At 70.5% G+C, this 20,312-nt stretch carries 14 protein-coding genes; 8 read left to right on the plus strand and 6 right to left on the minus strand.

Annotation, left to right across the window (positions count from 1 at the left end; genetic code table 11):
• Nucleotides 1-35 precede the first annotated feature (35 nt).
• Nucleotides 36-1,205: an alpha/beta fold hydrolase gene (locus LHU95_RS03360; RefSeq protein WP_248709967.1), complete on the plus strand. Its 1,170-nt coding sequence runs from the start codon at nucleotides 36-38 to the stop codon at nucleotides 1,203-1,205.
• A 32-nt stretch (nucleotides 1,206-1,237) separates the two neighbouring features.
• Here the strand turns inward: LHU95_RS03360 and LHU95_RS03365 are convergent, their stop codons facing one another.
• Nucleotides 1,238-2,641 carry an alkaline phosphatase family protein gene (locus LHU95_RS03365; RefSeq protein ID WP_248709968.1) on the minus strand — a complete coding sequence of 468 codons (1,404 nt, stop codon included), beginning with the start codon at nucleotides 2,639-2,641 and terminating at the stop codon, nucleotides 1,238-1,240.
• A gap of 212 nt (nucleotides 2,642-2,853) precedes the next feature.
• Here LHU95_RS03365 and LHU95_RS03370 point away from each other — a divergent pair, with 212 nt between their 5' ends.
• The 4 genes from LHU95_RS03370 to LHU95_RS03385 all read left to right on the plus strand — a co-directional run bounded on the left by LHU95_RS03370 (nucleotide 2,854) and on the right by LHU95_RS03385 (nucleotide 12,685).
• A complete protein-coding gene (locus LHU95_RS03370; RefSeq protein ID WP_248709969.1) occupies nucleotides 2,854-3,456 on the plus strand; it encodes a hypothetical protein in 603 nt (200 codons plus the stop codon).
• Complete coding sequence (locus LHU95_RS03375; RefSeq protein WP_248709970.1) at nucleotides 3,447-4,262, plus strand: cellulose synthase operon protein YhjQ/BcsQ; 816 nt, start codon at nucleotides 3,447-3,449, stop codon at nucleotides 4,260-4,262. The genes LHU95_RS03370 and LHU95_RS03375 overlap by 10 nt, the downstream gene beginning before the upstream one ends.
• Nucleotides 4,259-8,908 (plus strand): UDP-forming cellulose synthase catalytic subunit, encoded by a 4,650-nt coding sequence (gene bcsA, locus LHU95_RS03380; RefSeq protein WP_248709971.1) that lies wholly within the window; start codon nucleotides 4,259-4,261, stop codon nucleotides 8,906-8,908. The genes LHU95_RS03375 and bcsA overlap by 4 nt, the downstream gene beginning before the upstream one ends.
• A gap of 144 nt (nucleotides 8,909-9,052) precedes the next feature.
• Nucleotides 9,053-12,685: a cellulose synthase subunit BcsC-related outer membrane protein gene (locus tag LHU95_RS03385; protein ID WP_248709972.1), complete on the plus strand. Its 3,633-nt coding sequence runs from the start codon at nucleotides 9,053-9,055 to the stop codon at nucleotides 12,683-12,685.
• Between the two features lie 55 nt (nucleotides 12,686-12,740).
• Here the strand turns inward: LHU95_RS03385 and LHU95_RS03390 are convergent, their stop codons facing one another.
• On the minus strand, nucleotides 12,741-13,700 hold the full coding sequence (locus LHU95_RS03390) for a tripartite tricarboxylate transporter substrate binding protein (RefSeq protein ID WP_248709973.1): 960 nt from the start codon (nucleotides 13,698-13,700) through the stop codon (nucleotides 12,741-12,743).
• Nucleotides 13,701-14,000: 300 nt separating this feature from the next.
• Here LHU95_RS03390 and LHU95_RS03395 point away from each other — a divergent pair, with 300 nt between their 5' ends.
• Entirely contained in the window at nucleotides 14,001-15,095 is a 1,095-nt protein-coding gene (locus tag LHU95_RS03395; protein WP_248709974.1) for a sulfite oxidase, read from the plus strand.
• Between the two features lie 68 nt (nucleotides 15,096-15,163).
• On the opposite strand, the gene LHU95_RS03400 is transcribed toward LHU95_RS03395, so the two are convergent.
• Both LHU95_RS03400 and LHU95_RS03405 read right to left on the minus strand, forming a co-directional pair.
• Entirely contained in the window at nucleotides 15,164-15,604 is a 441-nt protein-coding gene (locus LHU95_RS03400; RefSeq protein WP_248709975.1) for an Rrf2 family transcriptional regulator, read from the minus strand.
• Nucleotides 15,605-15,701: 97 nt separating this feature from the next.
• Nucleotides 15,702-16,892, minus strand: a complete 1,191-nt coding sequence (locus LHU95_RS03405) for an FAD-dependent monooxygenase (protein ID WP_248709976.1) — start codon at nucleotides 16,890-16,892, stop codon at nucleotides 15,702-15,704.
• A 241-nt stretch (nucleotides 16,893-17,133) separates the two neighbouring features.
• Between LHU95_RS03405 and LHU95_RS03410 the strand changes: the two genes are divergently transcribed.
• Nucleotides 17,134-18,135: a nitronate monooxygenase family protein gene (locus LHU95_RS03410; protein ID WP_248709977.1), complete on the plus strand. Its 1,002-nt coding sequence runs from the start codon at nucleotides 17,134-17,136 to the stop codon at nucleotides 18,133-18,135.
• Between the two features lie 60 nt (nucleotides 18,136-18,195).
• Here the strand turns inward: LHU95_RS03410 and LHU95_RS03415 are convergent, their stop codons facing one another.
• Both LHU95_RS03415 and LHU95_RS03420 read right to left on the minus strand, forming a co-directional pair.
• A complete protein-coding gene (locus LHU95_RS03415) occupies nucleotides 18,196-18,720 on the minus strand; it encodes a Spy/CpxP family protein refolding chaperone (protein WP_248709978.1) in 525 nt (174 codons plus the stop codon).
• Between the two features lie 31 nt (nucleotides 18,721-18,751).
• A complete protein-coding gene (locus LHU95_RS03420; protein WP_248709979.1) occupies nucleotides 18,752-19,105 on the minus strand; it encodes a hypothetical protein in 354 nt (117 codons plus the stop codon).
• A gap of 316 nt (nucleotides 19,106-19,421) precedes the next feature.
• Here LHU95_RS03420 and LHU95_RS03425 point away from each other — a divergent pair, with 316 nt between their 5' ends.
• The gene (locus tag LHU95_RS03425; RefSeq protein ID WP_248709980.1) at nucleotides 19,422-20,192 is read left to right on the plus strand and encodes a sterol desaturase family protein; all 771 of its coding nucleotides are present in this window, start codon (nucleotides 19,422-19,424) and stop codon (nucleotides 20,190-20,192) included.
• The last annotated feature ends 120 nt before the right edge of the window (nucleotides 20,193-20,312 follow it).

Below are 20,312 nucleotides of genomic sequence, written 5' to 3' on the forward strand. Positions count from 1 at the left end.
TGCGCTAACCTCCCGCCAAACCGGAGGAACACCGCATGCTCGAACCACTCGCCACGGCGCATCTGCCCCCAGGGGTGCGCGCCCGCCACATCGCGCATGTCAACGGCCTGCGGATGCATGTGCTGGAAGCGGGCGAGGCGGGGCGCCCGCTGCTGCTGCTGCTGCACGGCTTTCCGGAACTCGCCTATTCCTGGCGCAACATCATGCTGCCGCTGGCCGAGGCCGGGTATCATGTCGTCGCCCCCGACCAGCGCGGCTATGGCCGCACCGAGGGGCCGGTGCCGGTCTATGACGAGGATCTGACGCCCTATGGGCCGCTCGGCTATGTGCGGGATGCGCTGGCCCTGGTGGCCGCGCTGGGCCATACCGAGGTGGCCTGCGTCATCGGCCATGATTTCGGCGCACCTGTCGCCGGCAATGCGGCGCTGGCGCGGCCCGATGTGTTCCGCGCCGTGGTGATGATGAGTGCCCCCTATGGCGGGCCGCGCGCCTGGCCCCTGGGCGAGCAGGCCGTGGCCGAGGGCCTGGCCGGCCTCGCCTCGCCCGCTCTGCATGCGGCGCTGGCCCGGCTCGATCCGCCACGGCGGCATTACCAGTGGTTCTATTCGACGCGTGAGGCGGATGCCGACATGCACCGGGCGCCCCAGGGGCTGCATGCCTTCCTGCGCGCCTACTACCACCACAAGAGCGCCGACTGGGCCGCCAACAAACCCCATCCGCTCGGCGATTTCACCGCCGAGGCGCTGGCCGTGATGCCGACCTACTACATCATGCCCGCTGGCCTCGGCATGGCCGCGACGGTGGCCGCCGAGATGCCCGACGCCGCGGCCATCGCCGCCAATCGCTGGCTGCCCGAGGCGGCGCTTGCGGTCTATGCTGCGGAATACGGCCGCACCGGCTTCCAGGGCGGGCTGCAATCCTATCGCTGCACGACCAGCGGCCAGGCGGCCGCCGAGATGCGCCTCTTCGCCGGGCGCGGCATCGAGGTCCCCGCCTGCTTCATCGCGGGCAGCAGCGACTGGGGCGTGCATCAGAAGCCGGGCGAATTCGAGCGCATGCAGGGCCAGAATTCCAAGGATGCGGGCTGCCGGGATCTGCGCGGCTGCCACCTGGTGCCCGGCGCCGGGCATTGGGTCCAGCAGGAACAGGCTGAAGTGGTGGCCGGGCTGGTCCGGGCGTTCCTGAAGGGGCTCAGCCCTGGCTAGCGCGGCTTCGCATGGCGGCGGCGGCAGCCCGGTCAGGCCCGCAGCAGCGCCGTCGGGTAGAAGCGCCCGGCCTGCCGCCCGCCCTCCAGCACGAAGCCACCCGGCCAGGCGATGCGTTCGGGCTCGGCCGGCGCATCGGCCCAGGGGTCCCAGGCCTGGTGCAGCACGCGGCCATCCATCCCGGCCGCGCCGAGCCCCAGCAGGTGCAGGATGGTCGGCGCCACATCGGTCAGGTCCGCCATGCCGCGCATGGCAAGGCCGGGCGTGAAGGGCCCGCCCTCGAAGGCCAGCACGGTCGCCAGCTCACGCCGGTGCAGCCCGCCATGCATGCCGCCGCCCTCCGGCACATCGCCGGCATCGAAGGGGGCCCGGCCGGGCAGGCCGTAGTGGTCCGGCGCCTCATCGCCCGCGAAGAGCAGCACGAGATCGGCGGCGCGGGGGTGCTGTGCCTCCAGCGCGGCAAGGGCCCCGGTGCGGCCGGGCAGCAGCGTGGGATCATTCGCCAGCAGCGGCCCGGCCCAATCCTGACGGGCCAGCCAGTCCGCCACCTGGGATGCGAGGCCCGGATCATCCAGCCAGATGCCCGGCGCGCCGGCGGGTGCGATGGTGATCGCCGTGCCGCCCGCCCCGGCCGGCAGGCCATCCCGCGCCATGCGCTCCGCCAGCGCGATCTTGCGGTGCCCGGTGACATGGCCGTGATCGGACAGCACGATGAGGCCGATCGCCTTCGCATCGGGCTGCGCATCGCGCCAGGCCACGATGCGGACGACGCATTGATCCGCCTCGGTCATGGCCAGGGCCGCCGCGGCATCGCCCAGGCCGCGATAATGGAAGCTGATATCGGGCTCCGGGCACCAGAACAGCGCCACATCCGGCCGCAGGACGGGCAGCACATATTCTGTCAGCACGCGCGCGGCGTGGCGGGTGCGGGCGAGGTTGGGGATGCTGGCCGGCGGCGTGGGGCCAAGCTGCCGCGCCACGGCGAGGGCATCGGGCGTATCGGTATCCGCCGCGTTCCAGCGGAATTGCCCGAGCCGGCGCGCGGCCGGGCTGGCCACCAGCGTCTGACCCGGCGTGCCGGCCGACACCACGGCGAAGCCCAGCCCCGCGGCGGCCAGGACTTCGCCGATGCCGGGCCGCAGCAGCGGCGATTCAGCCCCGGCGGAGAGGATATGGAAATCCGCCGCATCCTTGGTGCGCAGCAAGCGCCCCGGCGCCAGGGCCCGGTCAAAGACGGTGTTCGCCACCATGCCATGCGCCGCGGGCCGGCAACCCGTGACGAGCGAGGGCGTTGCCACCCGTGTCTCGCTCGGAAAGACGCTGCGCGCCTCGGCGAAACGCGTTCCGCGCGTGAGCAGCGCGGCAAGTGCGGGCATGCTGGCGGGCGAAACCATGTCCGGGCGCAGCCCGTCCAGCACGATCAGGATGAAACGCATGGCAGGGGTCCCGAAGCAGGGCGCCAGGATGCGCCTTCGGCCGGCGCGCGTCACCGGTGCCGAGGCGGTGCGATGGCTCGTGCCCTGACGGGCAATTGGCAGAGGCAACTGGCGCGAATCTGTCGCGCATGCTGCAAACTGAGTATCTAAGCGTAGGTTCCGGGCCGGGCGGCGTTGAACAGCCCCGCCGGGCGAGAGGGAAACAGGCGAGCTTGCAGCGAGAAATCGCATCCGTGATGGCGGCCTGCGCGATGCGCGGCATTCGCTACATTGCCTTCCCGCCGGTCGTCTTCGAGACGCCCGCCCCCCTTGCCGCGCCCGAAACGCCGCCAGCCGCGGAAGCCGGCATCGCGGCATCGCCGCCGCCCGAATCGCCGCCCGCGCCCGCCATCGCAGCGCCATCCAGCCCAGAGCCGGCGGCCCCCGGGATGGCGGCCCCTGTTGTTGCAGCCCAGGCCGCCACCCCTTCCGCCGTGCCGTCCCCGGCCGCACCGCCCCCTGCCGCGCCGCCCTCTGCCGCGCCACCTGAGGTGGAGGCGTTCCAGCCCGCGCCGATGCCGCCGCCTGCCGCGATGCCAGCACCCGAGCCCGCCGCCGGCCCCCATCCGGCCATGCGCCGCCTTGTGGAATTCGCCACCGAGACCCAGGCCCCACCCGCCCGGCTGCGCCGCCTCACGGAACTCAGCGCCGCCGAAAGCCTGGAACCACCGGATGAGGCCGGCCCGCCGCGCCGCTACGCCCTGCTGAACGACATCGCGGTGGAGCTTCGTCCACGCCGGACGCGCGCCCGTGCCGGCAAACGCGCATGGCCCTGATCGCCTTCGCCTCACCCAAGGGCGGCGTGGGCAAGACCACGCTGGCCGCCCATGTCGCGGCCCTGCTGGCGCGGCGTGGCTACAAGGTGATTGCCCTCGATCTCGACCCGCAGAATGCGCTGCGCTTTCACCTTGGCGTGCCGCTGCGTGAGGAGCGCTGCTTCCTGAGCCGCCTGGGCACCCGCCCGGCCTGGCGCGATGCGCTGGTCGAGGCGGAATCCGGCGTGCGCGTGCTACCCTTCGGCCCGGTGGACCCGCTGCGCGCGCTGGAACTCGCTCAGTTGCTCCTGGCGGAGCCGCAACTCCTGGCCGAGCCGGTGCGCGAAATGCTGGCCGTGCCCGACCTGATCGTGGTGCTGGACAGCCCGCCCGGCCCCAATGCCGCGCTGGCCGCCCTGACACCCTATCTCGATCTCATGGTGCTGCTGTTGCTCAGCGATGCGGGGAGTGCCGCCATCATCCCGCAGATCGCCAATAACCGCATCCTGGGCCGTGGCACGCTGGCCACCCGCTCGGCCGATCGCGCGGTGCTGGTGCTGAACCAGGTGGATGAGGCCGAGCCGCTTTCGGATGCGGTGTTCGACATGGCGCGCGCCGCGCTGGGCAACCGGCTGATCGGCGCCATCTGCCGTGACCAGGAGCTGGCCGAGGCCCTGGCCGACAAGCGCATGCTGCTGCAAGGTGAGCCAGGCGCCGGAGAGGATCTGCAATTGCTGGCCGAAGCCATCGTCAAACGCCTGAAACTGCCGCGGCCGGGTGGGCCGGATGGCGGCTTTTCGGCACTCTTTGAATGGGGCCGGCTGTGAGCGGCGCGCGTTTCTCCGAATACGTCCAGACCTTCCCGGGTGAGGCGCCCTTCGCCAGCCGCGTGCAGCGCCTCCTCGCCGTCACGCTCGGGCTGCTGGGCGCCTTCTTCTTCATCACCGTGCCGATGGAGGAGGAGGGCCAGGTCTGGCTGACGCTGGGCGGCATTGCGATGTTCATGATCCTGAACCGCAACAAGTCCCGCAAGATGGGCCTGATCCTCGTTGTGCTCTCGGTCATGGTCACCTCGCGCTATCTGTTCTGGCGCGCGACCGAGACGCTGGAATTCGAGACGGTGCTGCAATCCATCCTGGGCACGCTGCTCTTTGGCGCCGAGATGTTCGCCGGCACGCTGATGACGCTCTCCTATATCCAGACGAGCTATCCGCTGGACCGCAAGCCGGTGCCCATGCCGATCAACCCCGATGTCTGGCCCACCGTGGACATCTACGTGCCGAGCTACAACGAGACGCTCGATCTGGTGCGCCCCACCGTGCTGGCCGCGATGAACATGGACTACCCGCGGGACAAGCTGAATGTCTGGATCCTGGATGATGGCCGCCGCCCGGAATTCCGGGACTTCGCCGAGGAATGCGGCTGCGGCTACATCATCCGGCCCGACAACAAGGGGGCCAAGGCGGGCAATCTCAACCACGCGATGCGCCACACCACCGGCGAATATATCGCCATCTTCGATTGCGACCACGCCCCCACGCGCGCCTTCCTGCAACTCACGCTGGGCTGGCTGATCCGCGACCGGCGCATCGCGCTGGTGCAGACGCCGCATCACTTCTACTCGCCCGATCCGTTCGAGCGGAACCTCGTGCGGCAACGCCTGGTGCCCAATGAGGGGCTGCTGTTCTACGGCGCCATCCAGCCTGGCAGCGATCTGTGGAATGCCTCTTTCTTCTGCGGCTCCTGCGCCGTGATCCGGCGTGAGGCGCTGGAGGAAGTCGGTGGTGTGCCGCATGTGACCGTGACCGAGGATTGCCATTGCGCGCTGAAGATGCAGCAGCGCGGCTGGCACACCGCCTACATCCGCATCCCGCTGGCCGCCGGCCTCGCAACCGAGCGCCTGGCCTTGCATATCGGCCAGCGGCTGCGCTGGGCGCGCGGCATGCTGCAGATCATGCGCACGGAAAACACGCTCTTTGCGCCCGGGCTGAAATGGATGCAGCGCTTCTGCTATTTCATCGCGGGCTTCGGCTTCCTGTTCGCGCTGCCGCGGGTGATCTTCCTCACCTCGCCACTCGCCTTCCTGTTCTTCGGCGAGAGCGTGATCGCGGCCAGTCCCGTCGCCATCATCGCCTATGCGGGCAGCCACATGTTCCACGCCATCGCCACCACGGCGCGGCTGAACGGCAAGCACCGGCACTCCTTCTGGTCGGAAATCTATGAGGCCTCGCTCGCGGTTCCCCTGCTGCCGGTGACGGTGCTGACGCTGTGGGACCCGTCGAAGGGCAAGTTCAACGTGACCGACAAGGGCGGCATCCTGGAGGCGGGCTATCTCGATTTCCGCGCCGTGCTGCCCAACCTCATCATGCTGGCGCTGCTCAGCGTCGGGTTCGCCATCGGCATCTGGGGCAGCTTCACGAGCGATCTCGGCAGCCTGGAGGGCCGCGCCTATCTGCTGAATACCATCTGGGCGGGGCTCTGCCTCATCCCGCTGGCCGGCAGCGTCGCCGTCGGGCGGGAGCGCGAGCAGTCCCGCGTGCGCGCCCGCGTCGAGGCCAACCTGCCCGGCGAACTCATCCTCGCCTCGGGCGAGCGGCTGCCGACGCGCAGCGCCAACCTCTCCCTCTCCGGCGCGCGGCTGATCATTGACCGCGCCCTGGGCGTGGCCGAGGGCGACGAGGTGCAGGTCGCCTTCGAGACGGGGGGCGAGATCGTCGCACTCCGCGCCCATGTCATCCGCTGGGATGGCAATGAGGTCTATCTGGAATTCATCATCGAAACCCTGGCTGACGAAGCTTCCGTGGTGCGGGCCTTTTTCGGCCGGCCCGATGCCTGGCTGTACTGGGATCATTGGCCCGAGGATAAACCGCTGCGCTCGCTCTGGACTGTTGTGCTGGCTTCGGCCGATGCCGTGTTCCGCAAATACCGCTTCGGCATCCTGCGCAGCGCCAAGCCGGTGGCTGGCCTCGCCAAGCCGCAGGCGCCGCGCGTTTCCGATGTTGTGGCGCCGCGCCGGCCCAATACGGCGCCGCCGGCCGCTATGCCCCCTCCCACTGCGCCCAGGCCCGTGCCGGCCGCCACCGCGGCCCTGCTGGCGCTGGGCCTCTTCTGCGGCATGCCGGCCGGCGCCCAGCCCATCGGCGCGCAACCGGCCGGGGTTCCGCCGGGTTCGGCGCAGCCCGGCGCCGTTCAACCGAGCGTGGCGCAATCAGGCACGGCGCAACCGGGCATGGCGCAGCCCGGCTTCGCCGCGCCGCAGCCGCCGGCCCTTCCCGCGCCCGTCCTGCCATCCGCCATGGATGCCGAGGGCCTGCCCCCTGGTGCCCGCATCGTCACCCGCACCCTGAAGGAAATGGGTCTCACCGGCCCCATGCAGCTGCGCGGCACCAATGACCTGCAGGGCGTGCTGTTCGGCCTGCGCGCCGATGAGGTGGTGACCCAGGCGCGGGTGACGGTGGCGGGCGGCGCCTCGCCCGCGCTGATCCCCTCGCTCAGCCAGATCGCGCTGACGCTGAATGATCAGTTTGTCGGCACCATTCCGATGGATGCGGCGCGGCAGAGCTTCGGCCCGCTCGAATTCCCGCTGGACCCACTCTATTTCAGCGAGGTGAACCGGCTGAATTTCCGCTTCGCCGGCCGCTACACCACCGAGTGCAATGACGCGCTTTCCGGCCTGCTCTGGGCCACCGTCTCCGATCTCTCGACCCTGCAGCTGCGCATCGAGCGCCTGCCGCCCTCCCGCGATCTCTCCCGCCTGCCGGAGCCGATCTTCGACCGCCGGGTGCTCTCGGGCGTGGTCACGGTGCCCATGGTGCTGCCCGAGGCGCTGGGGCCGGCCGGCTTGCGCGCCGCCGCCATCGCCGCCTCCTGGTTCTCGGTCCAGGCGGATTATCGCGGAGCCAGCTTCCCCGTCTCCCGCGCGTTGCCCGAGCGCGGCGATGCGGTGGTGCTGGCCATGGGCGTGGATGCCGTGCCGGGGCTGACCATGCCGCGCGTGGACGGCCCGACGCTGGCCCTGCTGCCCAACCCGACCGACCCCTTCGGCACCCTGCTCGTCATCGCCGGTCGCAGCGAGGCGGATCTGGTCGCCGCCGCCCAGGCCATGGTGGCCGGCCGCGCCACCCTCGCCGGTGAGATCGCGCGCGTGGTTCCGCCCACCATCCCGGCCCGGCAGCCCTATGATTCTCCCCGCTGGATCCGCACCGACCAGCCGGTCACCTTCGGCAGCCTGATCGCGCGGGACGATCTGCAATCGGCCGGCTACGCGCCGGGGCCCATCCGCATCCCGGTCCGCACCGCGCCGGACCTGCTGACCTGGCGCAATCGCGGCTTCCCGGTGCATGTGGAATATCGCTCGCCGGCTGGGCCAGTGATCGACGTGGCCACATCGCGGCTGGATGCGGCGTTTTCCGGGGCTTATCTCCGCTCCTTCCGGCTGGCGGACCCCGAATGGATTCCGCCGCTGACCGCCGCGGCGGACTGGCTGGCCGAACAATTGGGCTTTGCCTCCGCGACGCGCTCGGGGCGGTTCGTGATCCCGCATTACCTCGTGCTGGGGCGCGATGAGCTGCAATTGCGCTTCGACATGCGCCCGCTGGCGCGCGGCGATTGCGTCGCCGTGCCGGCCGATGTTCGCGCGGCGATCGAGCCGGGCAGCACGGTGGATCTTCGGCGCGGCTATCGCTACGCGCGCATGCCCAATCTGGGCTTCTTCGCCTCCTCGGGCTTTCCCTTCACCCGCATGGCCGATCTCTCGGGTACGGCGGTGGTCCTGCCGGAGCGCGCCAATCCGCTCGAACTCGGCGCCTTCCTGGATGTGGTGGGGCAATTGGCGGCGACGGCCGGGCTGGCCTCCACCGGCATCCAGGTGGTGACGCCGGCCGGGCTCGCTTCCGTCGCCGGGCGGGATCTGCTGGTGCTGGGCACGCTGGGCCGCCAGCCCGCACTCGGCACCTTGTTCCGCGACACGCCCATCCGCATCGAGGCGGACCGGCTGACACTCACCGCCCCCGATGCCTTGCAGGATATCCGCAGCCTGTTCCTCGATGCGCCCGGCAGTGCCGAGCGCGGCCGCGCCGCCACCGTGCTGAATGAGGGTTCGGGCGAGGGGCTGGCCGCCTTGCTGGGCGGCGAGAGCCCGCTGCAAGCGGGGCGCTCCGTCGTCGCGATCACGGGGGTGACGCCGGCCGCCATCGGCCAGATGGTGGCCGCCCTGGCCGATCCGGCCCTCGCGCCGCGCATCCAGGGGGACCTCGCGGTGCTGTCGGGCGGGCGGATGGAGAGCTTCCGCACCGCATCGCCCTATGCGGTGGGCAGCCTGCCCTGGTGGGTGCGGCCGCAGGTGTGGCTGGCGGAGCGGCCGGAGCGGATGCTGATGCTCATGCTGGGGGCCGCGGCGCTGATCGGCGTGCCTTTCTTCTGGATGTTGCGCCGCCGGTCACTTTCCAGGTTGCGTGCGCGCACGAATTCGTGAGATTCTCCCCATTGGGGGACTTACTCAATGCGTGGTGTGCCTGTGGCCTGGCTACTCGGGGGAGTAGCTCTGGTCCCTGCCGCCGCGCAGACGCAACCGCTGGGCGCTGACGCGCCCGCTGCGGTAGCCGCGGCTGCGCGACCGGTGGACATCCTGATCCGACAAGCTGAGCGGTGGCTCGGGCTGGAGAGGTTTGACCTCGCCGCCTCCTCGATCGAGCGCGCCCTGGCGGCCGAGCCCCGGAACACCCAGGCCCTCGCGGTGGCGGCCCGGATCGAGGCGGCGCGCGGCAATCGCACGGCGGCGGCCGGCATCACCGCCCGCCTGCGCGAGGCTGGCGGCACGGAGGAGCAGCGCGCCACGGCCGAGACCGCCCTTCGCGCGGCCTCGATTGACCGCAACGCCATCGAGGAAGCACGGCGCCTGGCGCGGGATGGCCGCAATGAGGAGGCCGCCGCGCGCTACCGGCAGATTTTCGGCGCGGCCGGCCCGCCACCCGCCTACCAGCAGGAGTATTTCTCGGTCATCGCCGGCACGCGGGCGGGTGCCGAAGAAGGCCGGCGCGGCCTGGCACGGCTCGCCGAGAGCCCCGGCGCGACACCACGCGCGCGGCTGAACTTTGCCCAGACCCAGACCTTCCAGCCCGGCACGCGGCAGGATGGCATTCGCCGCCTGGCCCCCCTCGTCAATGATCCGGAAGTGGGGGAGGAGGCCCGGCGCGCCTGGCGCCAGGCGCTGCTCTGGAGCGCGGCCGAGCCGGGCTACGCGCCGCTGGTGCAAGCCTATCTCCAGCGCTATCCCAATGACACGGAGCTGCGGCAGGCGCAGCAGGCGGCCCTGGCGGCCGCCCCGCGCCCCGACCCGGGTGCCACGCTGCGCCAGGAGGGTTTCCAGCGCCTGGAAGCCGGCGGCACGGCTGGCCTGCGTGAGAGTTCGCGGCAATTCGAAGCGGCTCTTGCCGCCAATCCGCGCGATGCGGATGCGTTGGGGGGCCTCGGTATCGTGCGCCTGCGCGAGAACCGTCCGGCCGAGGCGCGGCAATTGCTGGAGCGCGCGGTGGCGGCGGATCCATCGCGCGCGGCGCAATGGCAATCGGCGCTGGATGGCGCCGCCTATGGGCTGGAACTGGCCGAGGCGCGCACAGCACTCCGCCGCAATGACGTGGATGCGGCGGATAACATCGCCCGCAGCGCCGCGCGCCGCAGCGTCGAGGACCGCACCGATGCCGAGGTGCTGCTGGGCCAGGTGGCGCTGCGGCGGGGTGATCCGGCGGCGGCGGAGCAGCGCTTCCGCACGGCCCTGTCACGCCGCCCCGGCTTCGCTCCGGCGCGCGAGGGGCTGGCCCAGGCCCTGCGCGCCCAGGGGCGACTGGCCGAGCTGCCCCGCATCGCCGGCGCGGCCCCGCCGCCGGGCGAGGGCGGCCCCGCGCCCTCCGCCGGTCCGGTCAATCAATTGCGCAGCGAGGCGTCCCGCAGCACCGATCCCTTCGTGGCCGAGGCGCTGCTGCGCCAGGCGATGACCAGTGCGCCCAATGACCCCTGGCTGCGGCTCGATCTCGCGCGCGCGCTGCGGCGCCAGGGCCAGCTGGTGCAGGCGCGCACCGTGCTGGAGGAGCTGGTGGTGCGTGATCCGCGCCCGGACAGCCTCTTCGCCGCAGCACTCTTCGCCGATGAGGAGGGCCGCATCGCCGATGCGGATGCTTTCCTCAACCGCATCCCGCCCGCCTCGCGCAGCCCGGACATGTCGCGCCTGCAGGCGCGCATCCGCACCCAGCGGGATGTGCAGCGGGCGGCCCAGGGCCTGGGCCGCAGCACCGCCGATGCGCGGGTGCAATTGCTGACCATCGCCGCCCGCCCGGACCCGACCGGCAGCACGGCGGCCGCCGTGATCCGCGCCTTTGGCGATGCCAATGACCGCTTCGGCGCGGCAGAGGCGGCGCGGGTGGGCGAAGCCGCCAACCGCATGGCCGGGCCACAGGCACGGCTGGCCATCGCCGGCGCCCTGCTGGGCGCGGGGCTGGATGGCGAGGCGGCCGCCCTGGCCGACCAGCTGGACGGCACCGGCACCCTGACCGCCGAGCAGCGGCGGGACGTCGCCTCGCTGCGCGCCGGGATCGCCGTGCGCTCCTCCGATCGGTTGAACGCCGAGGGCAACCAGGCGCAGGCCTTCGAGCGCCTCCGCCCGACGCTGGATCGGGACCCCGAGAATACCGACGCCAACCTCGCCTTGGCGCGCCTCTACCAGGGGGCGAGGGAGCCGCGCGAGGCGCAGCGGATCGCCGAAGCCATGCTGGCCCGCAACCCGCGCAATTTCGATGCAAGGCAGGGTGCCATCGATGCGGCGCTGACGCTGCGCCAGCGCAGCCGGGCCGAGGCGCTGCTGGCCGAGGGGCAGGAGATCTTCCCGCGCGAGAGCCGGATGTCCCTGCTGGAAGCCCGCGTGGCCCGCACCTTCAACCAGGATGACCGCGCCCGCCGCGCGCTGGAAACCGCCGCAGCACAGCGCCGCGCGGAACTCGGCCAGGTGGCCGGCGTGCCAGCGGGCGTGGCCACGGCCGGGCCGGGCGGGCAGCCCAATCCCTTCCTGCGCCCTGGCGCCGCCTCGCCCCTGCCGGTGGTCGCGGGCGGGACGCCGCAGCCGACGGACCGCCTCTCGCGCGAGATCGCGCAGGAAATGGCCTCGCTGGAGGAGCAGACGGCGCCGCGCGTCACCCTCGCGGGCACCCTGCGGCAGCGCTCGGGCAGTTCAGGGCTGGATCGCCTGCTTGATCTGCGCGCCCCGCTGGAGGCGGAGTTCACGCCACCGCTCATCGGTGGCCGCGTGACCACCAATGTCACGGCGATCTCGCTCGATTCCGGCACGCTGGGCACGAACGCGAACACGCAGCAGCGCTTCGGCACCGGGTCGCTCTACAACGCGGTGCAGAACCCGCGCAGCACGGCGGCGGGGGTGGGCCTCGGCATGACCTATCGGCGCGGTGATTCCTTCCGCTTCGATGTCGGCTCCTCGCCGCTCGGCTTTCCGACCTCCACGATGCTGGGTGGTGTCGAGCTGGCGCCGCAGATCGGCACGGCGCGCATCCGCCTGACGGGCGAACGGCGTTCGGTCGAGGACAGCCTGCTCTCCTGGGCCGGCCAGCGGGACCAGTTCAGCGGGCGGAACTGGGGCAATGTGGTCCGCACGGGCGGGCGCGCGCAGATCGAACTGCCGCTTGGCCCGGGCTATGTCTATGCCGGGGGCGGATATTCGGTCTTCGAAGGCCAGAATGTTGCCAGCAATGCCCGCATCGAGGGTGGTGCCGGCTTTTCCTATCCGATCATCCGCGGGGCGAGCGGCGACCTCAGCGTCGGGACCGACCTCGTCTATTTCGCCTATGACCGGAACCAGAGCCAGTTCACCTATGGCAGCGGCGGCTATTTCAGCCCGCAAGCCTACACCGCCTTCAATGTCCCGGTGGATTTCCGTGGCCGTTCGGGGGACTTCACCTATCGGCTGGGCGCGACGGCGGGCTATGCCGTCTTCCGGCAGGAGGCCACGCCCTATTTCCCGAATGACCCGGCCCTGCAGCGGCAACTCGTGGCACGGGCGGCGACCAGCACGACGCCGCTGCTGACCGGCGTGCCCACGCAGAACCAGCAGAATTTCGTGGGCGGATTGCGGGCGGATATGGACTACGCGATCACGCCACGCATCAATCTCGGCGCCGGCTTCCGCTACGACAAGGCGGCGGATTGGGATGAGACGCGGGTCTTCATCAGGCTGCAATCGCGCTTCTGATCGCGCAGCCGGCCCGCAGCCCGGGCCGGGCTGACGGGTCGCCCGCGCTGGGTTCTTATTCCAGCCGGACCGCGGCCACCCGCACCAGCTCCGCCCATTGCGGCCCGTCCCGCTCCATCGCCGCGCGGAATTGCGCGGGCGTGGAGCAGACCGGCACGGTGCCCATCCGCTCCAGCGCGCCACGGAAGGCGGCATCGGCGCAGGCCGTGCCGAGGATGTCCGCCATGCGGGTGATCGCCGCATCCGGCGTGCCGGCCGGTGCTGCGATGCCATTCCAGGTCTCGGCACGGAAATCGGGGAAGCCCTGCTCGGCCACGGTCGGCACGCCGGGCAAGGCGCTCATGCGCTCCCCGCCCGCCACTGCGATCACGCGGATGGCCGCCCCGCCCTGATGCGGGATGATATCGGAGGGGTTGCCGAAATACGCTGCCACATCGCCGGCCAGCAGCGCCTGCATGGCCGGCGCCCCGCCCCGATACGGCACATGCTCGGCCGAGACGCCGGCGCGGTGCAGCAGCAGCGCCATCGCCAGGTGGTTGGAGGAGCCGTTGCCGCCGCTGGAATAATTCACCCGGCCCGGATTGGCGCGCAGATAGGCGATGAATTCGGGCAGGGTATTCACCCCGATCCGGGCGGCGACCGCCAGCACCTGGGGATTGGCGCCGATGATGGAAATCGGCGCGAAATCACGCGCGGCGTCATAGGGCACGCGGGCCAGGGCGGGCAGCATCACCATCTGCGAGGCGCTGGCCGTCAGCAGCGTGTAGCCATCGGCCCGGCTTCGCGCCACCGCCTCCACCGCGATCGCCCCACCCGCGCCGGTCCGGTTCTCCACCACGACGGATTGGCCGAGCCGCGCGCCAAGGAACTCGGCGCTGAGCCGGCCGATGCTGTCCGTCACCCCGCCCGGTGCGAAGGGCACCAGCAGGCGCAGCGGCCGGTCCGGCCAGCCTTGCGCGAGGGCCGGGCTGGTCAGGGTGAGAAGGAGGAGGGCGAGAAGGGGAAAGCGCTGCATCAGGCGGGTGCTCCTTGAAGCTGAGGGAACAGCTTAGGGCATGGCGCGTTGCAGTGAAGTCATCCGTTGCAGAAAAGATATTCGCAAAAACAATGGGATACCTCGGAGGCCGCTCCGTCATTCGGCCCGGCCTCCGAAGCACAGCCGCCGGAGACCTGGCCGGATGTCGGGAAAACCCACGCGTTTTGAGGGGTGTAGGATTGCGAATTCAGAATATCTACTAAATGAGTAGGAAATATCTTGATAAGCCTCCAGCCTCTCCGGTAGCCTTCCCTGGCATCGTCCAACCCGGAGAGCATCATGTTGCAACAGGCTTCCCTCGGTACCCCCAAGCCCGGCCTGACCAGCCTGGCCGATCCCGCGCTCAACCAGGAAACGCCGCCGCATCTGCTGCGGACGCCCCTGACGCCGACGCCGCTGTTCTTCGTGCGCAACAACGGCACGCTTCCCGCCGTGGCGCCGGCGGCCGGGCCGGATTGGCAGCTGGAACTGACCGGCCTGGTGCATCGCCCGCTCCGGCTCAGCCTGGCTGAGCTGCGCGCCCGGTTTCCCGTGGTGGAGATGACGGCGGTGCTGGAATGCGCCGGCAATGGGCGCAGCGCCTTCGCGCCCCCCGTGCCGGGCCTGGCCTGGGGCCATGGCGCGGTGGGCTGCGCGCGATGGACGGGCGTTCGCCTCGCCGATCTTCTGGCTGAGGCCGGCCTGCGGGAGGGGGCGGTCTATCTGGCGCATGAAAGCCCCGACCACGTGATCGGCAAGCCCGATCAGCCGGCCTTGTCGCGCGGGTTGCCCATCGCCAAGGCGCTCGCGCCCGAGACGCTGCTGGCCTTTGGCATGAATGGCGCGCCGCTCGATCCGCTGCACGGCTTTCCGCTGCGCATCGTCGCCCCCGGCTATCCCGGCTCGGCCTGGCAGAAATGGCTCACGCGACTGGAGGTGCGGGACCGTGAGCATGATGGCGCCAAGATGACCGGCCTCGACTACCGCATGCCGCGCACCCCGCTCAGCCCGGATGAGACGCCCGATCCCGCGCAGTTCGACGTGATCACCGACATGCCGGTGAAGAGCCTCATCACCGAACCGGCCCAGGACTTCCGGGCGAGCGGGCCGATCATCGTCGGCGGCTTCGCCTGGAGCGGGGCCGTGCCGGTGGCGAAGGTGGATATCTCGGCCGATGGCGGTGCCACCTGGCAACGCGCCTCCCTGGAGCAGGCCGCGGGCCCCTGGGCCTGGCGCCGCTTCACCGCCTTCACGCTGCTGCCTGCCCATGGGGAGGTGGAGCTGATCGCCCGCGCCACCGATGCGGCGGGGCAGAGCCAGCCGATGGAGCCGCTCTGGAATCCGCGCGGCTACCTGAATAATGCCGTCCACCGCATCCGCGGCCGGGTGGTCTGAGAGCGGGTCAATCCGCGGGGGCGCGCCTGCCTGCGCGGCCTCGCCTTACGCCGGGTGCCGGCGCGGTTTCACTCCGCGTCCACCAGGGGCAGGCGTGAAGCGACCAGGGCAGCCAGGCTCGTGCCGTCCAGCAGCTGGGCCGTGGCGTCGCGCACCTGGCGCATCAGGCGGCGGATTTCACAGCTGGGCGGGTCCAGGCAGTCGCTGCACGGGCGATAGGCGGTGAGGCTGGCGCAAGGGATCGGCGCCAGCGGCCCATCCAGCGCCCGGATGATATCCCCCACCGAGAATTCCCCGGCCGGCCGGGCCAGCGCATAGCCGCCCGCCTTGCCGCGCCGGCTGGCGACGAAGCCGTGCCGGCGCAGATCGAGCAGGATGGCTTCCAGGAATTTCTGAGGGATATGGCCGCGCTCGGCCACCTCATGGATGGGCATCGTCTCGCGCCCCGGCATGTCGCCAGCCAGGATGCACAGGGCCCGCAGCCCGTATTTCGCCCTTTGGGTCAGCATCGCGTGATGATGTAGGGCAGATCAGCGGCGCCGGATATCCGATGCCGCGCTTCGTGTGGCAGCAACGCCGGGTGCGGGGGTCGTGCCCCGCAGGCCCTCAGGCGATCTCGGCGGCGCGTCGCAGGCTGTTGATCATGGACATGCCCAGCAGATGCGCATGCGCGCGGGCCGGGTCGCTCGCGGCCTCGGCCATGCGGCGCTGGAAATCCGCCTGGTCTTCCGGGGTGGCGGCTTCAAGGTTCTTCTTGTTCTGGATGGTCTGGCGCTGCACCACCTCCTCCGTGATGCCGCGGCGCTGGCGGTCGTAGCGGTCCAGCAGATCCTCCCCGGCCTCGCCATGCAGCACCTGGACCAGCTTTTCCACCAGGTTCACCGCATCATGCACGCCGCCATTCAGCCCCATGCCGCCCAGCGGGTTGTTGATATGCGCGGCATCGCCGGCCAGCAGGATGCGCCCCTTGCGGAAGGTCTCGGCCACCCGCTGGTGCACGCGATAGAGCGTGGTGTGCTTGATCGGGTAGTCATCCCGCCCGGCCACCACGCGGGCGAAGCGCGCGCGGGCGAAGGCGGGCGTCATCACCTCCTCATCCGAAACCTCGGGCCGCACCGGGAACATGGCGCGCCAGACGCCGGGCACGCGCAGCAGGAAGAACCACTCCTCCGGATCGGCGTAGTAGGAGACATCCGCGAGGCCCGGGATGATCCGGGCGAAATCGAACTCCGTGGAGAGCACCAGGAAGCGCTCGGGCCAGGTGAAGCCCTCAAAGGCGATGCCGGCCGATTTGCGCACGGCGCTGCGGGCGCCATCGGCGCCGATAAGGTAGCTGCCGACAAGGCGCGTGCCGTCTTCCAGCACGGCCGCGACGCTGCCGCCCTCATCATGGGCGCTGGCCAGGGCCGCGTTGAACCGCACGCTGTAGAGCGGGCTTTCCGCCAGCAGGCCGTGCAGGATGCGCGTCAGCTTGAATTGCTCGCATTGCAGCCGGTAGGGGTGGCGCGTGACGTCCGCGAGCAGGCCGAAATCGAACTCCGCGATCACGCTCTGGTCCCGCCGGCGATATTGCACGCGCGGCCCGATGATGCCCTGGCGGATCATCTCCGGCGCGGCCCCCAGATCATCCAGCATGTCGAGGGTGGGGGCGTGGAAGGTGGAGGCGCGCATCTCCTCGGAAATGCCGGGGCCTGCTTCCAGCACCTCCACCGGGATGCCAGCACGAACCAGGGCGGCCGCGGCGACCAGGCCGACAGGGCCGGCACCGGCGATGAGAACGGGTTTGAGAGCGTCCATGCGGATGAAGAATCGTCCCAGCTGTGGCGTCTTTTTTGACGCAAGTTGCAATTTGGCGCGAGTTTCTAGCCTGTGAAGGGGGCGGCGGCGGTAAAGCGCGCGGAAGAGGCCTGATTTTCGCCCGCTGCCGCCGGATGCGCCATGCGGGGCCCATTCTGGCGTCATCCACCCGGTCGGCACCCGATTTGGCGCGGGCGGCGCGAGGCCCTAGCATCGGGCCAAAGGAATAAGGAACGTCCCCATGGATCTGCGCCAGAAGCTTCAGGGCCGGCTGCGCCTGCCGCTCATCGGCTCGCCGCTGTTCATCATCTCCGTGCCCGACCTCGTGGTCGCGCAATGCCAGGCGGGCATCATCGGCTCGATGCCGACGCTGAATGCGCGCCCACTGGAGCAGCTGGATGAATGGCTCTCCGAAATCCGCGAGCGGCTGGCGGCGCATGACGCGGCCCATCCGGAGCGGCCCTCAGCACCCTTCGCCATGAACCTGATCGTCCATCGCTCCAATGACCGGCTGGAGGAGGATCTGAAGCTCGTCGTGAAGCATCAGGTGCCGCTGATCATCACCTCGCTCGGTGCGCGGCCGGAGGTGAATGACGCGATCCATTCCTATGGCGGCCACGTCATCCATGACGTGATCAACCAGACCTTTGCCCATAAGGCGATCGAGAAGGGGGCCGATGGGCTGGTGCTGGTGGCCTCCGGCGCGGGAGGGCATGCCGGGTCGCAAAGCCCCTTCGCCCTGATGCAGGAAACCCGCGCCTGGTTCGACGGGCCCATCGCGCTCTCGGGCTCGATCGCGCATGGCCGCAGCATCCTGGCGGCCGAGGCGATGGGCGCTGATTTCGCCTATATGGGCTCGGCCTTCATCGCCACCGAGGAGGCGCGCGCGGTCGAGGATTACAAGCGCATGCTGGTGGAGGCCGGGGCGGAGGATATCGTCTACACCAACCTCATCACCGGGGTGCATGGCAATTACCTGAAGCCCTCGGTCCGCAATGCGGGGCTGGATCCGGATCATCTGGAAACGTCGGACAGTTCGGCGATGAATTTCGGTTCGGACCGGAAGAAGAAGTGGAAGGATATCTGGGGCGCCGGGCAAAGCGTCTCGGGCATCCATGCGGTGCTGCCGGCGGGTGAGTTGGTGGCGCGGCTGCACCGGGAATATCTGGAGGCGCGGCGCAAGCTGGGCGGTGCCTCGCCGCTGGTGAACCCGAACTGGGCGCGGCTGGCCGAGGCGGCCTGAACCCAGGGCGATACCGCCATTGCGCCGGCCGGCGCGACGCTGTGCGCCGCGCCGCGTTGTTCAGCGCGGTGCGGCACCTGGCGTGCGCCGCGTGCGGAACGCCGCATCCGCGCCGCGCTGCTGCTCGGGCGAGAGCACCGCATAGACCGCCGCGAAGGCCACGGCGAGGCGGCGCAGTTGCACCGCGTGCAGCTCCGCGATGGCCGCGTAGTCCGACATGTTCTCGACGGCGGTGATGCGGGCGAATTGCGTCTCGCGCTCCTGGAAGCGGTCATGCAGCTCGGTCGCGTTGTCGCGGCTGATCTTGGCGAAAGCCTCCCATTGCGGTTGCTGGGCCGGCGTGATGGCGAGCTGGGCGCGAAGCTGTGTCAGATGCGCCTCGACGCGCTGCGCGCGCTGCTCGGGCGTCATTGGCGCGCGGTCACGCCGGGCTGCCGTCTGCGCCGGCGGGGTCGCGGATGCGGCCGGAGCGGCGGCCTGGGTGCCACCGGTCTGGGCACCACCGGTCTGGGCGCCAGCGGTCTGGGGCAGCAGCAGGGTCAGGCCGAGGGCAGCCCCAAGGCTGGCCATACGGAACTTGCTCATGGAAAACTCTCCTGGAATGCGGGCCATTGGCTCAATAGCCGTAATAGGCGGGGGGCGGCGCCTGGTAGTAACCGCGCGGTGCCGGCGGGTAATAAACCGGGGGCGGCGGCGCATAATGCGGCCGCACCACGGCGGGCGGGCCAAACACGCCGAAGCCAAACAGCGGCGCATTGTAAACCCGGGGTGGCGCCTGGCGCCGTTCATAACCACGATTGCCGTTCCAGCGTTCGTGGCCGCGCCCGTGATTGCGATTATTGTGCCCGTTCCCGTAACCATTCTGCGCCGCGGCAGGCATGGCAGGGACACACAGCGCGATGCCGAGGCAGAGCGCGGACAGCCAGGCCATGCCTCTGGGGGCTGTCGCCCCATTGCCGATCATCGCCATCACGCCATCCTCCGGTTGCTGATGGGATAACGCCGGAACAGGCCGCCGGTTTCCGCCGGCGTGGCTTTAACCTGGGCACCAGGCCGGGCCGCCCCCCGGGAGAGATGCAGGCAGCGCCCCCGCCAAGACGGTGCGGCAGCCCATGCGGGGCTGATCGCTGGCGAGCCAGGCACATCCTCGCCGTGGCGTTCGGTTCGGTGGCCGCCGCGAATGCGCGGCCGGGGCCCCTGCCGGATGTGGCGCCTGGGCTGTTCAGCCAGGGAAAGCGGGCGCTTGCACCCCTGGTGACGGTCCGGTCGCGCCCCATCTAAAGCGCATGTCCGAAGCCACCCTCCGCCTCACCGCTTTCCTCGGCGTCCTGGCCCTGCTCCTGGCGGCCGAGCGGCTGATTCCCTGGAATGTTCCGCGCCCGCTGGGCTGGCGCCGCTGGCTGCCGAATTTCGGCCTGGTGGCGCTGGGCTCCCTCACCATCCGGTTCCTGATGCCGCTCGCCGCCGTGGGTGCCGCGATCTGGGCGCAGTCACGCGAGATCGGTGTGCTGAACTGGCTGGATGTCCCGGGCTGGCTGGCCATTCCCCTGACGGTCGTGCTGCTGGACCTGCTGATCTATTGGCAGCATCGCGTCTTTCACGCCGTGCCCGTGCTTTGGCGCCTGCACCGCGTCCACCACGCCGACCCTGAGATGGATGCAAGCACGGGGCTGCGCTTCCACCCGATCGAGTTCTGGCTCTCCATGTGGGTCAAGATCGCGGCCGCCGTGGCGCTGGGCGCCCCGCCCGAGGGCGTGGTGGCCTTCGAGATCATCCTGAACGCGGCCAGCCTGTTCGAGCACGCCGCCATTCGCATCCCGCCCGCGCTGGACCGCGCCCTGGGCTGGGTGATCGTGACACCCAATCTGCACCGCATCCATCATTCGGAGCGGTTGGAGGAGACGAACAGCCATTACGGCTTCTGCCTCTCGGTCTGGGACCGGATCTTCGGCAGTTGGCGCGGCCGCTGGGCCGGGGAGCTGGTGCTGGGCATCCGGGGCTATCGCGGTGCCCGGGAACAGCATGTGCTGCCCCTGCTGACGCAGCCTTTCCGCTGAAGCCGGGTTGCCCGGCGGCCCGCGTGGATGGGCGGGGCGAAGGGGGCATGCGGTCACCCATCACGAGACTTTGCTGGGCCATCATTCGGCGGCGGAGTCGGAAGCCCCGCTTCCTGCCAG

It is taken from the genome of Sediminicoccus sp. KRV36 (genome assembly GCF_023243115.1).
Lineage (GTDB): Bacteria > Pseudomonadota > Alphaproteobacteria > Acetobacterales > Acetobacteraceae > Roseococcus.

Coding starts and splice junctions, on each gene's coding strand:
- LHU95_RS03410 (WP_248709977.1), top strand. CDS start 17,134: ATGGATCTGCGCCAGAAGCTTCAGGGCCGGCTGCGCCTGCCGCTCATC.
- LHU95_RS03390 (WP_248709973.1), bottom strand. CDS start 13,700: ATGCAGCGCTTTCCCCTTCTCGCCCTCCTCCTTCTCACCCTGACCAGC.
- LHU95_RS03420 (WP_248709979.1), bottom strand. CDS start 19,105: ATGGCGATGATCGGCAATGGGGCGACAGCCCCCAGAGGCATGGCCTGG.
- LHU95_RS03375 (WP_248709970.1), top strand. CDS start 3,447: ATGGCCCTGATCGCCTTCGCCTCACCCAAGGGCGGCGTGGGCAAGACC.
- LHU95_RS03425 (WP_248709980.1), top strand. CDS start 19,422: ATGTCCGAAGCCACCCTCCGCCTCACCGCTTTCCTCGGCGTCCTGGCC.
- LHU95_RS03405 (WP_248709976.1), bottom strand. CDS start 16,892: ATGGACGCTCTCAAACCCGTTCTCATCGCCGGTGCCGGCCCTGTCGGC.
- LHU95_RS03415 (WP_248709978.1), bottom strand. CDS start 18,720: ATGAGCAAGTTCCGTATGGCCAGCCTTGGGGCTGCCCTCGGCCTGACC.
- LHU95_RS03360 (WP_248709967.1), top strand. CDS start 36: ATGCTCGAACCACTCGCCACGGCGCATCTGCCCCCAGGGGTGCGCGCC.
- LHU95_RS03365 (WP_248709968.1), bottom strand. CDS start 2,641: ATGCGTTTCATCCTGATCGTGCTGGACGGGCTGCGCCCGGACATGGTT.
- LHU95_RS03395 (WP_248709974.1), top strand. CDS start 14,001: ATGTTGCAACAGGCTTCCCTCGGTACCCCCAAGCCCGGCCTGACCAGC.
- LHU95_RS03400 (WP_248709975.1), bottom strand. CDS start 15,604: ATGCTGACCCAAAGGGCGAAATACGGGCTGCGGGCCCTGTGCATCCTG.